This is a genomic window from Pseudomonas sp. NFACC32-1 (assembly GCF_900101215.1).
Taxonomy (GTDB): domain Bacteria; phylum Pseudomonadota; class Gammaproteobacteria; order Pseudomonadales; family Pseudomonadaceae; genus Aquipseudomonas.
The window spans coordinates 42338-56089 of sequence record NZ_FMUL01000020.1 but is presented as its reverse complement, the minus strand read 5'-3'; the positions used below and the strand labels follow the sequence as shown (position 1 = coordinate 56089).

Below are 13752 nucleotides of genomic sequence, written 5' to 3'. Positions count from 1 at the left end.
GAATCGGCCCCTGCATACGGTCTGATACACCGCAGTAGCAGACCTTTTGGAGCTGCTTCGCAGCCCAGCGGGGATGAATCCCCTTGCCACAAATGGGTCCGGACTAACCACTGTGGTGACTCACGAAGGCACCACCGCCGCCGGTGCACGCAGCGCCGCACGCCCCCGTTGACGGAAGCTGAACAGGTAGCAGAGCAACCCGAGCAGGAACCCGACCCCACTGACCAGGCGCGCCCAGAACAGCGGCTTGAGCTGATCCATGGTGGCCATGAACGGCAAGGCACTGCCATCCACCGCCCAGCGCTGCAGCCATACCTGGACGACACCGGCAGCGGTGAGGAACAAGGTGATCATTACCATCGACAGGGTCATCAGCCAGAAGCCCCAGACCTCCAGTCGCTGGGAACGCTCGTCCGCCGCTTCGCCCAGTCCGCGCAGGCGCGGCATGGCATAGCTGATCAGTGTCATGACGATCATCGCGTAGGCACCGTAGAACGCCAGGTGACCATGGGCCGCGGTCAGTTGCGAGCCGTGGGTGTAGTAGTTCACCGGTGCCAGGGTGTGCAGGAAACCCCAGACGCCCGCCCCGAAGAAGGCAGTGACCGTGGTGCCCTTGGCCCACAGCGTCGCCGCACGGTTCGGGTGTTGCCGCCGACGGTTCTTCACCATGCTGAAGGCGAAGACCACCATTGCCAGGAACGGCAGCGGCTCCATGGCCGAGAAGATCGAGCCGACCCACAGCCAGACCTCGGGCGCGCCGATCCAGAAGAAGTGGTGGCCGGTGCCGATGATCCCGGTGATCAGCGCCATGGCGATGATCACATAGAGCCATTTCTCCACCACCTCCCGGTCCACGCCGGTGACCTTGATCAGCACGAAGGCCAGCATCGAGCCCATGATCAGCTCCCACACGCCTTCCACCCAAAGATGCACCACCCACCACCAGTAATACTTGTCGCGGGCCAGGTTTTCCGGGTTGTAGAAGGAGAACAGGAAGAACACCGCCAGGCCGATCAGGCCTGTCATCATCACCATGCTGACCGTGGTCTTGCGGCCCTTGAGCAGTGTCATGCCGATGTTGTAGAGAAAGCCCAGGCACACCACCACGATACCCATCTTGGTGATGGTCGGCTGCTCCAGGAACTCCCGCCCCATGGTGGGCAGCAGGTCGTTGCCGGTGACTTTCGCCAGTGTCGCGTAGGGTACCGAGAGGTAACCCAGGATGGTCATCACGCCCGCGGCGGCGAACACCCAGAACAACAGCAGCGCCAGTTTCGGGCTGTGCAACTCGCGATCGGCCTCCTCCGGCACCAGGTAGTAAGCCGCGCCCATGAAGCCGAACAGCAGCCACACGATCAGCAGGTTGGTGTGGACCATGCGGGCCACGTTGAAGGGGATCAGCGGGAACAGGAAGTCGCCGACCACGTATTGCAGGCCCATGATCAAACCGAACAGCACCTGTCCCAGGAACAGCATCAGGGCAAACACGAAGTAGGGTTTGGCGACGGCTTGCGAGGCGAATTTCAGATGCGGATTAGCCATGCTCATCTCTCAGCCCTCCTTGTTTGGCGGCCAGCCATTGGTGTTGATTTTCGAGCTCCACTTGAGGAATTCGCCGAGGTCGTCGACTTCCTGCTCGCTCAGGTTGAACTGCGGCATGGCCCGGCGCCCAGGGGCTCCCAAGGGCTGCATTTTCATCCAGGCCTGGAGGAACGGCTTGAAGGCTTCCTCGCCACCGCGCCGGTTGATCACATTGCCCAGCTCCGGCGCGAAATAAGCGCCCTCGCCCAGCAGCGTGTGGCAACCGATGCAGTTGTTGCGCTCCCAGACGCCCTTGCCGCGAATCACCGACTCGCTCAGTTGGGCCTGGTTGCTACGGTCTGGAAAGGTCTGTTCGGTGTGGTAGGTCAGGGCCAGGAATATCAGGAAGAAGAAGATGCTCCCCCCGAAATAAATATTCCTGGCCATGCCTTTGGTGAAGGTATCTGACATGGTCACTTCCTCATTGCTTGGCGTGTTCATTCTAGGAAGCGAGGGCTCTGAAACCGCTTGATGGCAATCAAGAATCTCCGATGGTTTTGGTGGGTTGTTCCGCCACCGCCCAAAAGGCAGGTGAGCTTTTATGGCAGGGGTTGTTTTGTGGCGAGGGATTCTGTGTTCACAGGTTCAGGCGGGTGTGATGACGATCCCTATTACACTCGCCAACAGCACCGCCCAGCTCAGCACCAACCAACGCCACAACCGCGGCGCATGGCGCAGTTCCATGAAGCCGTCGGCGATCAACCAGGCCTTGCCCACCGCGACCGCCAGGATGGCGATGGACACCAGCCCGGTGGCGGCGACCTGGCCCAGGGCGACAGTACCGATGCTCAGCACGACCAGCATCGACCAGCAGGCGATCAGGACACGGGAAGCCGGCACGAGCACCTCCGCTCAATCGAGCACGTAGACAACCGGAAACAGCACCACCCAAACCAGGTCCACCATGTGCCAATACAGCACACCGGACTCCAACCCGCTGCAACGCTGCGAATCATGGCGACGCCGCCGGCAGCGCTCGGCCAGCCAGCCGAGGATCACCATGCCCAGCAGCACATGCAGGAAATGGAACGCCGTGAGGATCCAGTACAACGTGAAAAACGTGTTGCGCTCCAGGCCCAGGCCGCTAGCCGAAAGATGGGCATATTCGGTGAGTTTGATCCCCACGTAGCCCGACGCGAACAGCAACGCCAGCCACAGCGACACCGCGCCCCGCCGTGGCCGATCCTGCCGAACCTGTTCCTGGGCCAGTGCGGCGAACAGTCCGGCGGTGAGCAGGCTGAGGGTCATGGCCAGGCCGGTGGAGCGATCCAGCAGTTGCCGGCCTTCGCTGAACATTTGCGGATGCAACGCCTGGGCGACGGTGAAGGCCAGGATCAGCAGTGCGAACACCGACAATTCGGCGAGGATGAAAAACCACATCGCCAGGTCACCCGGCAAACGCCGGGCCACCGCCACGGGCTCAACCGAAGTGGACATCGACCACTTCCATCAACGCCGCGACGGTCTGCGGATCGTCGCTCAACGGCTCGGCCAGGCACGCCAGGCAGGCCTGGCGCGGCTCCATCCCGGCGCCGATCATCCGCGCCGCGAATATCAACAGGCGGGTCGATGCCACTTCTTCCAGGTCATGCTGGTCGAGCCGGCGCAACGCCTGTCCCAACCGCACCACCTGGGCCGCCAGGGCCGGGTCCACCGCGGCCTCGCGAGCCACGATGCGCTCCTCGTCCGGCACCGCAGGATAACCGAAGCGCATCGCCACGAAACGCTGGCGCGTGCTGGGTTTCATGCCCTTGAGCAGGTTCTGGTAACCCGGGTTGTAAGACACCACCAGCATGAACGACGGCGGCGCCTGGAGCACCTCGCCGGTGCGCTCCAGATACAGCTGGCGGCGATCGTCGGCCAGCGGATGCAAAACGACCGCCGTGTCCTGGCGCGCCTCCACCACTTCGTCCAGGTAGCAGATGCCGCCCTCGCGCACCGCGCGGGTCAATGGTCCGTCCTGCCACCAGGTGCCCTGGGCGCCGATCAGGTGGCGGCCCACCAGGTCGGCGGCACTCAGGTCGTCGTGGCACGCCACCGTGTACAGCGGCAGTTTGAGGCGGTGGGCCATGTGCTGGACAAAACGGGTCTTGCCGCAACCCGTGGGCCCCTTGATCAGCACCGGCATGCCATGGCGCCAGGCCTGCTCGAACAGCGCAGGTTCGTTGTCCTGGGGTTGATAGAAAGGCTCGTCCGGTTGGTGGAGCGTGTGGCTCGGGTTCATGGCAAGGCCTGCTGGAACAATACGATTACCGGCCACGCTACGGGCCCCTGCGACAACCTGGCAAGGAGCTCGGCGGGCAAACTTGATCGACGTCAAGCGAGTAATCACAGGCCAGGGAATAGCCTTGCATCGCACCCGGAACCTGCGCGCCGAACATCCATTACAGCGCAGCGCGGGTCATGCCTGAGGAGAAATGGAATGCTGATCAGCCACAAAAAATCGTGGGTCCTGAGGGTCACGGCGCTGTGTACCGCGCTGGTGGCGTCCCACGCCTTCGCCGACCAATCCGCCGCCCCCGACCAGCCTCGCCTGGTCAAGACCGAAGGCGCACCGGACCTGAGCCAGGCCGACTTCGACGCGGCCAAGGAAATCTATTTCCAGCGCTGCGCCGGCTGCCACGGTGTCCTGCGCAAAGGCGCCACCGGCAAGCCGCTGACACCGGACATCACCCAGTCGCGCGGCCAGGCCTATCTGGAAGCGCTGATCACCTACGGCTCGGCCGCCGGCATGCCGAACTGGGGCACCTCCAACGCCCTGACCAAGGACCAGATCACGGTCATGGCCAAGTTTATCCAGCACACCCCGCCGACACCCCCTGAATGGGGCATGGCCGAGACGCTCAAGACCTGGAAAGTGCTGGTCAAGCCTGAGGATCGGCCCACCCGGCAACTCAACTCCCTGAACCTGCAGAACCTGTTCTCGGTGACCCTGCGCGACGATGGCAAGATCGCCCTGATCGACGGGGACAGCAAGCAGATCGTCAAGCTGATCGACACCGGCTATGCGGTGCACATTTCTCGCATCTCCGCTTCGGGACGCTACCTGCTGGTGATCGGCCGGGACGCCAAGATCGACATGATCGACCTGTGGCCGAAGGAGCCGACCAAGGTCGCCGAAATCAAGGTGGGCATCGAGGCCCGCTCGGTGGAAACCTCCAAGTTCAAGGGCTATGAAGACAAGTACGCCATAGCCGGTTCGTACTGGCCGCCGCAGTTCACCATCATGGACGGCGAGACCCTGGAGCCCAGGCAGATCGTCTCGACCCGGGGCATGACGGTCGATACCCAGCAATACCATCCCGAGCCCCGGGTCGCGGCCATCATCGCGTCTCACGAATGGCCGGAGTTCATCGTCAATGTCAAGGAAACCGGCAAGGTGATGCTGGTCAACTACCAGGACATCAAGAACCTCACCATCACCAGCATCGACGCCGCGCCATTCCTCCATGACGGCGGTTGGGACAGCAGCCACCGCTACTTCATGACGGCCGCCAACAACTCCAACAAGGTCGCGGTGATCGATTCCAAGGAGCGCAAGCTCACCGCCCTGGTGGACGTGGGCAAGACCCCGCACCCGGGTCGTGGCGCCAACTTCGACCACCCGCTCTACGGCCCCGTCTGGGCCACCAGCCACCTGGGCGACGCCGGGGTCTCGCTGATCGGCACCGACCCGCTCAAGCATCCGCAATATGCCTGGAAGCAGGTCGGCTCGCTCCAGGGCCAGGGCGGCGGTTCGTTGTTCATCAAGACCCATCCCCAGTCCCGTCACCTGTACGTCGACACCACCCTGAGCCCCGACGCCAAGCTCAGCCAGTCGGTGGCGGTGTTCGACATCGACAAGCTCGACGCCGGCTACAAGGTGCTGCCGATCGCCGAATACGCCGGAATCAGGAAAGGCGCGCTGCGAGTGGTGCAACCGGAATACAACAAGGCCGGCGATGAGGTCTGGTTCTCGGTCTGGAGTGGTCAGGAAGACGAGTCGGCGCTGGTGGTGATCGACGACAAGACCCTCAAGGTCAAGAACGTGATCAAGGACAAGCGCCTGATCACCCCGACCGGAAAATTCAACGTCTACAACACCCAACACGACATCTATTGAGCCCCATCAATAAGAGGAAAAACCATGAAGCCTATTCTGATTGCGTTGGCCTTGACTGCCGCCTACAGCCTGCCGGCGTCGGCGCAAGACGGCCCGACGCTGTTCAAGAGCAAGCCCTGCGCCGCCTGCCACTCCATCGACACCAAGGTGGTGGGCCCGGCGCTCAAGGAGGTGGCGGCGAAGAATGCCGGCGTCGCCGGGGCACAGGAGGTACTGGCCAAGCACATCAAGGAAGGGACCCAGGGAAACTGGGGCCCGATGCCAATGCCGGCCAACCCCGTGACCGAAGAGGAAGCCAAGATCCTCGCGGCGTGGGTCTTGACTCTTAAATAACGCTCAAGGAGTCCATCCCTGTGGCGAGGGATTTATCCCCTCGTCACAGGAGCGCGCACGATTTCAATTCAGGAGGCGTCATGGAACGACACAGCACTGCAATCTCGATGACCACCCTCCTCTTCGCTTTCTCTTCCTGCGTGCTGGCCGCTCCCGACCACCAGCGCCAGGCTCAATTGCAACGCCTGCTGGACCAGGACTGTGGCGCCTGCCACGGCCTGTACCTGACCGGCGGCCTCGGCCCTCCCCTGACCCATGAAGCCCTGGCCGGTAAATCCCGCGACAGCCTCATCGCCACCGTCACCTTCGGCCGCCCCGGCAGCGCCATGCCCGGTTGGGCGGCACTGCTCGCTCCCGACGATATCCGCTGGCTGGTGGACCGGCTCCTTCAAGGAAAACCCGCCTCATGATCCGTTCTCTCCTGTCCTTCACGGCCATCGCCATGCTGCTGTCGGCTTGCGCCCAGACGCCGCTGCGCGGCACAGGTGACCTGGGGGTGGTGGTGGAGCGCGCCACCGGCAGCCTGCAGATCATCGAGAGCGACACCCATACCGCCCTCGCTCGTGTCGAAGGGCTGGGCGATCTGTCACATGCCTCGGTGGTGTTTTCCCGGGACCAGCGTTATGCCTACGTGTTCGGCCGCGATGGCGGCTTGAGCAAGGTCGACCTGCTCAGCGCACGTATCGATCGCCGCATCATCCAGGGCGGTAACAGCATCGGCGGGGCGATCAGCCAGGACGGCAAGCTGATCGCCGTCTCCAACTACGAGCCCGGGGGCGTCAAGGTGTTCGATGCCCGGACCCTGGAGCAGGTCGCCGACATTCCCGCCACACCGCTGCCTGACAGGCAGAAGCGCTCCCGGGTGGTGGGCCTGGTGGATGCACCGGGGCAACGCTTCGTCTTCAGCCTGTTCGACACCGGGGAAATCTGGAGCGCCGATTTCAGCCAGGGCCCAACGCCACGAATCGAACGTTTCACAGGCATCGGCCAGCAACCCTATGACGCGCTGATCACCCCGGACGGTCGCTATTACATGGCCGGACTGTTCGGCGAGGACGGCATGGCCCAACTCGACCTGTGGCACCCCGAACGCGGCGTGAAACGTGTACTCGGACACTACGGGCGCGGCCAGGCCAGGCTCCCGGTGTACAAGATGCCTCATCTGGAAGGTTGGGCCATGGCCGACCGACACGCCTTCGTGCCCGCCGTCGGTCATCACCAGGTGCTGGTGATGGACGCTCGGCGCTGGCAGCCGGTCGATGCCATCGCCGTGGCCGGCCAGCCGGTGTTTGTCACGGCACGCCCGGATGGCCGGCAGCTGTGGGTCAACTTCGCCTACCCGGATAACGACCGCGTCCAGGTCATCGACACCCAGACCCACGCCATCGTCGCCGACCTGAAGCCGGGACCTGCGGTGCTGCACATGGAATTCACCGCGAGGGGCGACCAGATGTGGTTGTCTGTCCGGGACGGCGGCGAGGTGCAGGTGTGGGATCCGTACCGGCTCGAGCGACTGGCCACCCTGCCCGCCCAGAGCCCCAGCGGGATTTTCTTCAGCAGCCGCGCCCACAAGCCGGGGTACTGAGCATGAACACCGCCTCGCTCTCCCGTCGCCTGATCGACCGTTTTCAGCATGGCATGCCGTTGTGCCCGCAGCCTTACCAGGCCATGGCCGAGGCCTTGGGTTGTACGCAAGCCCAGGTGCTCGACTGCCTGCAACACCTGCAACTGGCCGGCACCCTGTCGAGGATCGGCCCGGTGTTCGAGCACACCCGGGCCGGCGCCAGCACCCTGGCAGCCCTGGCGGTGCCCGTGGACCGCCTGCATCAGGTGGCGGCCCGCGTCAGCCATTACCCGGAGGTCAATCACAACTACGCCCGGGAACACCGCTACAACCTGTGGTTCGTGCTCACCGGCCCCGACCGCGCCCACCTGGACAACATTCTCCTGGAGCTGGAAAGGGACACCGGCCTCACGCCGTTGGACCTGCCCATGCTGACCGCCTACCGCATCGACCTGGGCTTCGCCCTGGAGGCTGCTGATGAATAACGCGTTGAGCGAACGACAATCCCTGGCCCTGCGCCGTCTCCTGGAAACGGGACTGCCCCTGACCCCGCGCCCTTTCCAGGCGCTGGCCGGGCAGATCGAAGCCCGCGAAGAACAGGTCCTCGAACAGATGCGGCAATGGCATCAAGAGGGGTTGTTCCGGCGGGTCGGCCTGGTGGTCAACCATCGTGCCCTGGGCTTCGCCGCCAACGCCATGCTGGTACTGGACGTACCGGATGCCCTGGTGGACGAAGTGGGTCGCCGCCTTGGCCAGGCCCCGGGAATCAGCCTCTGCTACCAGCGTCCGCGACGCCTGCCCCAGTGGCAATACAACCTGTTCTGCATGATCCATGGACGCCAGCGTGACCGCGTACAGGCACAGGTCAAGGCCCTGCTCGAACAGCACCTGCTGGACGACCTGCCCCATGAATTGCTGTTCAGCTCCCATCTGTTCAAGCAGTGCGGCGGGCGATACGCCCCTCCTGCCGGAGCGCGTCTCGATGGATGACCTGGATCGACGCCTGATCAACCGCCTGCAACTGGGCCTGCCGCTGGTACGTCAGCCCTGGCAGGCATTGGCCCATGAACTGGGTAGCAGCAGTACCGAACTGCTCGACCGATTGCATGAGCTGCTCAATGACGGCGTGCTCACCCGTTTCGGCCCGATGTTCGACATCGATCGACTGGGCGGGGCGTTCACCCTGGCCGCCCTGGCGGTGCCCGAGCCGCGCTTCGACACCATCGCCGAGCTGCTCAACGGCATGCCCGAGGTGGCCCACAACTACCGTCGCGAGCACGCCTGGAACATGTGGTTCGTACTCGCCTGCTCCAGCGAACAGGCGATCACCGACACCCTGCTGCGCATCGAGCGCCTGACAGGCCTGGTACCGCTGAACCTGCCCAAGGAGGAGACATACCATGTCGGCCTGTATTTCCCCGTGTGATTCGTTGCTGTCCACGCCGCCTGCGGCGCAAGCGACTTCGGTACGGCGGTTGGTGGAACTGACCCAGGCCGGCCTGCCGCTGGTGGACGACCCCTGGGGGTGGCTGGCCGAACAGCTGGGGCTGAGCGTGGAAGCGACCCTCGACCTGCTCAAGTGCCTGCAGGCCGAAGGCGCCATCCGTCGCATCGCCGCCGTTCCCAATCACTACCGCCTGGGCTACCGCCACAACGGCATGACGGTCTGGGACGTGGCCGATGCCGACGTCCCGCGCCTCGGTGCCCTGTTGGGCGCGCAGCCCTTCGTCAGCCACTGCTACCGCCGTCCGCGCCAGCCCGGCTGGCGCTACAACCTGTTCGCCATGGTGCATGGCCGCAGCCGCGAAGAGATCGACCGCTACCGCGAACATTTGCGGTATCTGCTGGGCGAGGCCTGCGCCGCCGACGACATGCTGGTGAGCAGCCGCATCCTGAAAAAAACCGGCCTGCGCCTGCCTTCCCCCTAGGCGTTGTATGAAAGAGTGCCTGCGCGACGAAGGAGCGCTTTATGTTGAGGATCAGCCATTATCTGCGGGCCCTGGCCGGGCAATGCCCTGCCCCGCGCACCTCGCCACCGGGCAGCGTCCGGCCACCGGTGGTGATCTGGAACCTGCTGCGGCGTTGCAACCTGACCTGCAAGCATTGCTACGCCACCTCCGCCGACAGCGTGTTTCGCGACGAGCTGGATACCGCCGCGGCCCTCAAGGTCATCGATGACCTGCATGACGCCGGGGTCCGCGTGCTGATTCTTTCCGGTGGCGAACCCCTGCTGCGCGAAGACCTGTTCCAGCTCAGCCGGCATGCCCGGGATCGGGGATTGTTTCTCGCGCTGTCCACCAACGGCACCCTGATCACTGCGGACAACATCGAGCGAATTGGCGCGGCGCAGTTCGATTACGTCGGCATCAGCATCGATGGCCTGGAAGCGACCCACGATGAATTCCGCCAGCTCAAGGGCAGCTTCGCCCGCTCCATGGCGGCCATCCGGCTCTGCCGCGAGCAAGGTATCCGAGTGGGACTGCGGACCACCCTCACCCGGCAGAACCACCCACAGCTTCCCCAACTGCTGGGCTTGATGAGGGAATACGACGTACAGAAGTTCTACCTGTCACACCTCAACTACAGCGGCCGGGGCAAGCGCAGCCGCACGCTCGATGCCCACCAACAGATGAGCCGCGAGGCCATGGCATTGATCTTCGAACAGGCCTGGGACGACATCGAACAGGGCCGCGACAGCGATTTCGTCAGCGGCAACAACGACGCCGATGCGATCCTGCTGCTGCAATGGGTCGCCCGACGCCTGCCCCGGCATGCCGACGCACTGGAGCAGATGCTGCGAGCCTGGGGCGGCAATGCCTCGGGCTGCGGCATCGCCAATATCGACAATACCGGCGAGGTTCATCCCGATACCTACTGGTGGCAGCACTCGGTGGGCAACGTGCGCCGTACGCCGTTTCGCACCCTCTGGTACGAGCGCCCCGACCCCCTTCTGCTGAAACTGCGCGAGCACCCACGGACCGTGGGCGGCCGCTGCGGCCACTGCCGCTGGCTGGCCATCTGCAACGGCAATACGCGCACCCGGGCCTGGGCCGAGGGTGACCTGTGGGGCCAGGACCCCGGGTGTCATCTGCTGGACGAAGAAATCGGCCTGCAGGCGATTGCCAATGTCTCCCTGTCCCCCGCGCGCTGAGCCAATGGCGAATCTGCTACCGAACCAAGGAAATCCCATGCCTGCCCCCATCGTTTTGCCCGCTGCCCTGCAATCGCCCTTCAGACCGGGGGAAGTCGCCCTGGTCGGCGCCGGCCCCGGTGACCCCGGCCTGCTGACGCTGCGTGCCTGGAGCCTGTTGCAGCAGGCCGACGCAGTGGTCTACGACCGCTTGATCAGCCCGCAGCTGCTGGGCCTGGTTCCGCTGACATGCGCCCGGCACTACGTTGGCAAAGCCGCCGGTTGCCACAGCCTGCCCCAGGCACAGATCAACACGCTGCTGGCCGACCTGGCCGGACAGGGACAGCGGGTGGTCCGGCTCAAGGGCGGCGATCCATTCATCTTCGGGCGCGGCGCCGAAGAACTGGAATACCTGCTGGCCCGCGGCATCGATTGCCAGGTGGTACCGGGGATCACCGCCGCTGCCGGTTGCAGCGCCTACGCCGGCATTCCCCTGACCCACCGCGACCTGGTGAATTCCTGCCGCTTCATCACTGGCCACCTGCAACGCGAAGGTGATCTTGAGCTGCCCTGGCAGAGCCTGGCGGACGACAGCCAGACCCTGGTGTTCTACATGGGCTTGTCGAACCTGGGCACCATCGCCACGCGGCTGATGGCGGCAGGCCTGGCGGCCGACACCCCGGCGGCCTTGATCAGCAACGGCACACGCCCCGACCAGCGAGTGCATCGCGGCACCCTCGCGCATTTGCCGGACATGGCCGCGCAGTGTTGCGAGGGCCTGCCGACCCTGACGGTGATCGGTCGGGTGGTCGGCTTGTTCGCCCACCAGCCGCTGCAGCATCCGGCGTGCCTGCATCCTGTGCAATCCCTGTTCCCGGTCTCGAAGGTGGCGCCATGATCCGCTGGTGGCTGGCCCCCCTGCTGTGGGTGGGCACGGCCCATGGCAGCGATGCCAACGTCCCGGACCTGGAACTGGCCGAGCGCACCTACCAGCAGTACTGCCAGCAGTGCCATGGGGTCAATCGCATCGGCGGTGCCGGGCCTGCGCTGTTACCCCAGAGCCTGGGCCGGATCAAACCCGCCGAGATTCGCCAGGTCATCGAAAAGGGCCGGCCGGCCAGCCAGATGGCAGGGTTCGGTACAGTACTGGACGCCGCCCGGATCGATGGCCTGACCCATTACCTGCAGCGGCCGCCCGCCGTCGAGCCAAGCTGGAGCGAGGACGACATCCGCCACAGCCACCGCCTGCTGGCGGATGTCGCCAGCCTGCCCGACAAGCCCCAGCACCAGGCCGACCCGCTGAACCTGTTCGTGGTGGTGGAAGCCGGTGACCACCATGTCGATATCGTCGATGGGGACCGCTTCGAAGTGCTGGCCCGCTTCGCCTCGCATTTCGCGGTGCATGGCGGGCCGAAGTTCTCGCCCGATGGGCGCTTCGTCTACCTGGCGTCCCGGGACGGCTGGGTCAGCCTGTACGACCTGCACAATCTCAAGCTGATCGCCGAGGTGCGGGTCGGTCTCAATACCCGCAACCTGGCGGTCAGCAAGGACGGGCGCTGGGTGCTGGTGGGCAACTACCTGCCCGGCAGCCTTGCCGTGCTGGATGCCCGGGACCTGTCATTGGTCAAGACCATCGAGACCGTCGACAGCCGTGGCCAGGCTTCCCGGGTCAGCGCGGTCTATACCGCTCCGCCGCGAGACAGCTTCATCGTTGCCCTGAAGGATGCGAAGGAAGTCTGGGAATTGCCCACCGGCCCGAATCCGGACTTCGTGCCGCGGCGCATCGAGGTCCAGGACCACCTCGACGACTTCTCTTTCTCCCCCGACTATCGCCAGTTGCTCGCCACTTCACGCAAGGCCCAGGGGGGACAGGTGGTCGACCTCGACAATGGCCGGGTCGTGACCGACATTGCCTTGCCGGGCATGCCGCACCTGGGTTCGGGAACCTATTGGCAACGCGATGGGCACTGGGTGTTCGCCACGCCCAACATCAGCAAGGGGCTGGTCTCGGTCATCGATTTGAGCACCTGGAAAGTCATCAAGCAGATCCCCACCCTGGGGCCGGGATTCTTCCTGCGCAGCCACGCCAGTTCCCGCTACGCCTGGACCGACGTGTTCTTCGCCCCGGGCAACGATGCCATCCACCTGATCGACAAGCAGACCCTGGAAATCGCCCATACCCTGCGCCCCATGCCCGGCAAGACCGCCGCCCATGTCGAATTCACCCGCGACGGCCGCTACCTGCTGCTGAGCATCTGGGACACCGATGGCGCGCTGATCGTCTATGACAGCCAGACACTGCAGGAAATCAAGCGCCTGCCCATGAACAAGCCTTCGGGCAAGTACAACGTCGGCAACAAGATCGAATTCGCCGAGGGCACGTCCCACTGAAACACACCACCCCGCAGCGCGAGCCTTCCCCGGGGTGGTCATTTGCATCATTGCCGATACGGATCCCTCGTGCGCTTACCTGCCCACGATGGCGACAGCTCAGCCGACACGAAGGGCTCGGTCAATGGCTCATGGAAGACATGGCCGAGGCCTGCCCGAGCAGCTCCTGGTCGATGTCTTCCAGGCGCAGGACACGGCCGCCAGTCTCACTGGCGAGTTTCCGGGCTGCCTGGGCATCTGAGAAGGAGGCCAGCACCACGCCCATGGCGCCCTTGAGGCCGGTGCCGACGACGAACCAGGCGGTACGCGCATCGATCAGGTGGGCATCGTCCGGGGCATCCCAATGGCCGCGGCCCATGTCGTGGACGTACAGCTTGACGTCGGCCCGTTGGTTCTCCGGCTGCAGCCACCAGCCGAGCATCTCCGCCGGCGAGCAGAATTTCTTCACGCCGCCCGCCCCCACCGCCGCCCCCTTGGGCCCGGGGAAGTCAGTGATGACCATGCCGCACACATGGCACTCGTCACCGGGGTGAAACGCCAGGGTCGCCTCGCTGGACGATGGCGCCGCAGCCTTTTCACACCCCGCCAGCGCCAGGCACACCACTATCCCGGCCAGGAGGCGGCTCGCCTTGTAGGACACCTTGTTCATCG

At 64.6% G+C, this 13752-nt stretch carries 17 protein-coding genes; 11 read left to right on the top strand and 6 right to left on the bottom strand.

Annotated features, from left to right (window positions below; all coding sequences use genetic code 11):
• Window positions 1–120: 120 nt before the first annotated feature.
• From BLP99_RS23670 to BLP99_RS23650, 5 genes are all read right to left on the bottom strand, one after another.
• On the bottom strand, window positions 121–1548 hold the full coding sequence (locus BLP99_RS23670; protein ID WP_072398792.1) for a cbb3-type cytochrome c oxidase subunit I: 1428 nt from the start codon (window positions 1546–1548) through the stop codon (window positions 121–123).
• A 3-nt stretch (window positions 1549–1551) separates the two neighbouring features.
• A complete protein-coding gene (locus BLP99_RS23665; protein ID WP_072398793.1) occupies window positions 1552–1992 on the bottom strand; it encodes a c-type cytochrome in 441 nt (146 codons plus the stop codon).
• A gap of 174 nt (window positions 1993–2166) precedes the next feature.
• Window positions 2167–2421, bottom strand: a complete 255-nt coding sequence (locus BLP99_RS23660; RefSeq protein WP_072398822.1) for a cytochrome C oxidase subunit IV family protein — start codon at window positions 2419–2421, stop codon at window positions 2167–2169.
• A gap of 12 nt (window positions 2422–2433) precedes the next feature.
• Complete coding sequence (locus BLP99_RS23655; RefSeq protein WP_072398794.1) at window positions 2434–3018, bottom strand: cytochrome c oxidase subunit 3 family protein; 585 nt, start codon at window positions 3016–3018, stop codon at window positions 2434–2436.
• Complete coding sequence (locus tag BLP99_RS23650; protein ID WP_072398795.1) at window positions 3002–3805, bottom strand: CbbQ/NirQ/NorQ/GpvN family protein; 804 nt, start codon at window positions 3803–3805, stop codon at window positions 3002–3004. Before BLP99_RS23650 ends, BLP99_RS23655 begins: the two co-directional genes overlap by 17 nt.
• Before the next feature lie 198 nt (window positions 3806–4003).
• Here BLP99_RS23650 and BLP99_RS23645 point away from each other — a divergent pair, with 198 nt between their 5' ends.
• The 11 genes from BLP99_RS23645 (at window position 4004) to BLP99_RS23595 (ending at window position 13101) form a co-directional block, all read left to right on the top strand.
• Entirely contained in the window at window positions 4004–5683 is a 1680-nt protein-coding gene (locus BLP99_RS23645; protein ID WP_072432088.1) for a cytochrome D1 domain-containing protein, read from the top strand.
• A gap of 24 nt (window positions 5684–5707) precedes the next feature.
• Complete coding sequence (locus tag BLP99_RS23640) at window positions 5708–6016, top strand: c-type cytochrome (protein WP_072398797.1); 309 nt, start codon at window positions 5708–5710, stop codon at window positions 6014–6016.
• A 107-nt stretch (window positions 6017–6123) separates the two neighbouring features.
• Window positions 6124–6426, top strand: coding sequence for a c-type cytochrome (locus BLP99_RS23635; RefSeq protein ID WP_256327891.1), 303 nt, complete (start codon window positions 6124–6126; stop codon window positions 6424–6426).
• A complete protein-coding gene (locus BLP99_RS23630) occupies window positions 6423–7601 on the top strand; it encodes a cytochrome D1 domain-containing protein (RefSeq protein ID WP_072398799.1) in 1179 nt (392 codons plus the stop codon). Before BLP99_RS23635 ends, BLP99_RS23630 begins: the two co-directional genes overlap by 4 nt.
• A 2-nt stretch (window positions 7602–7603) precedes the next feature.
• Entirely contained in the window at window positions 7604–8065 is a 462-nt protein-coding gene (locus BLP99_RS23625; protein ID WP_072398800.1) for an Lrp/AsnC family transcriptional regulator, read from the top strand.
• Window positions 8058–8570, top strand: a complete 513-nt coding sequence (gene ahbB, locus BLP99_RS23620) for a siroheme decarboxylase subunit beta (protein ID WP_072398801.1) — start codon at window positions 8058–8060, stop codon at window positions 8568–8570. Before BLP99_RS23625 ends, ahbB (BLP99_RS23620) begins: the two co-directional genes overlap by 8 nt.
• Window positions 8563–9006, top strand: a complete 444-nt coding sequence (locus BLP99_RS23615) for an Lrp/AsnC family transcriptional regulator (RefSeq protein WP_072398802.1) — start codon at window positions 8563–8565, stop codon at window positions 9004–9006. Before ahbB (BLP99_RS23620) ends, BLP99_RS23615 begins: the two co-directional genes overlap by 8 nt.
• Window positions 8981–9508 (top strand): siroheme decarboxylase subunit beta, encoded by a 528-nt coding sequence (ahbB, locus tag BLP99_RS23610; protein ID WP_072398803.1) that lies wholly within the window; start codon window positions 8981–8983, stop codon window positions 9506–9508. Before BLP99_RS23615 ends, ahbB (BLP99_RS23610) begins: the two co-directional genes overlap by 26 nt.
• A 41-nt stretch (window positions 9509–9549) precedes the next feature.
• Complete coding sequence (gene nirJ, locus BLP99_RS23605) at window positions 9550–10731, top strand: heme d1 biosynthesis radical SAM protein NirJ (RefSeq protein WP_076406922.1); 1182 nt, start codon at window positions 9550–9552, stop codon at window positions 10729–10731.
• A gap of 37 nt (window positions 10732–10768) precedes the next feature.
• Complete coding sequence (cobA, locus tag BLP99_RS23600; protein WP_072398805.1) at window positions 10769–11608, top strand: uroporphyrinogen-III C-methyltransferase; 840 nt, start codon at window positions 10769–10771, stop codon at window positions 11606–11608.
• Window positions 11605–13101, top strand: coding sequence for a nitrite reductase (locus BLP99_RS23595; protein WP_092181895.1), 1497 nt, complete (start codon window positions 11605–11607; stop codon window positions 13099–13101). The genes cobA and BLP99_RS23595 overlap by 4 nt, the downstream gene beginning before the upstream one ends.
• Before the next feature lie 121 nt (window positions 13102–13222).
• Here BLP99_RS23595 and BLP99_RS23590 read toward each other — a convergent pair whose 3' ends face one another.
• Complete coding sequence (locus tag BLP99_RS23590) at window positions 13223–13750, bottom strand: nitrous oxide reductase accessory protein NosL (protein ID WP_072398807.1); 528 nt, start codon at window positions 13748–13750, stop codon at window positions 13223–13225.
• Window positions 13751–13752 lie beyond the last annotated feature (2 nt).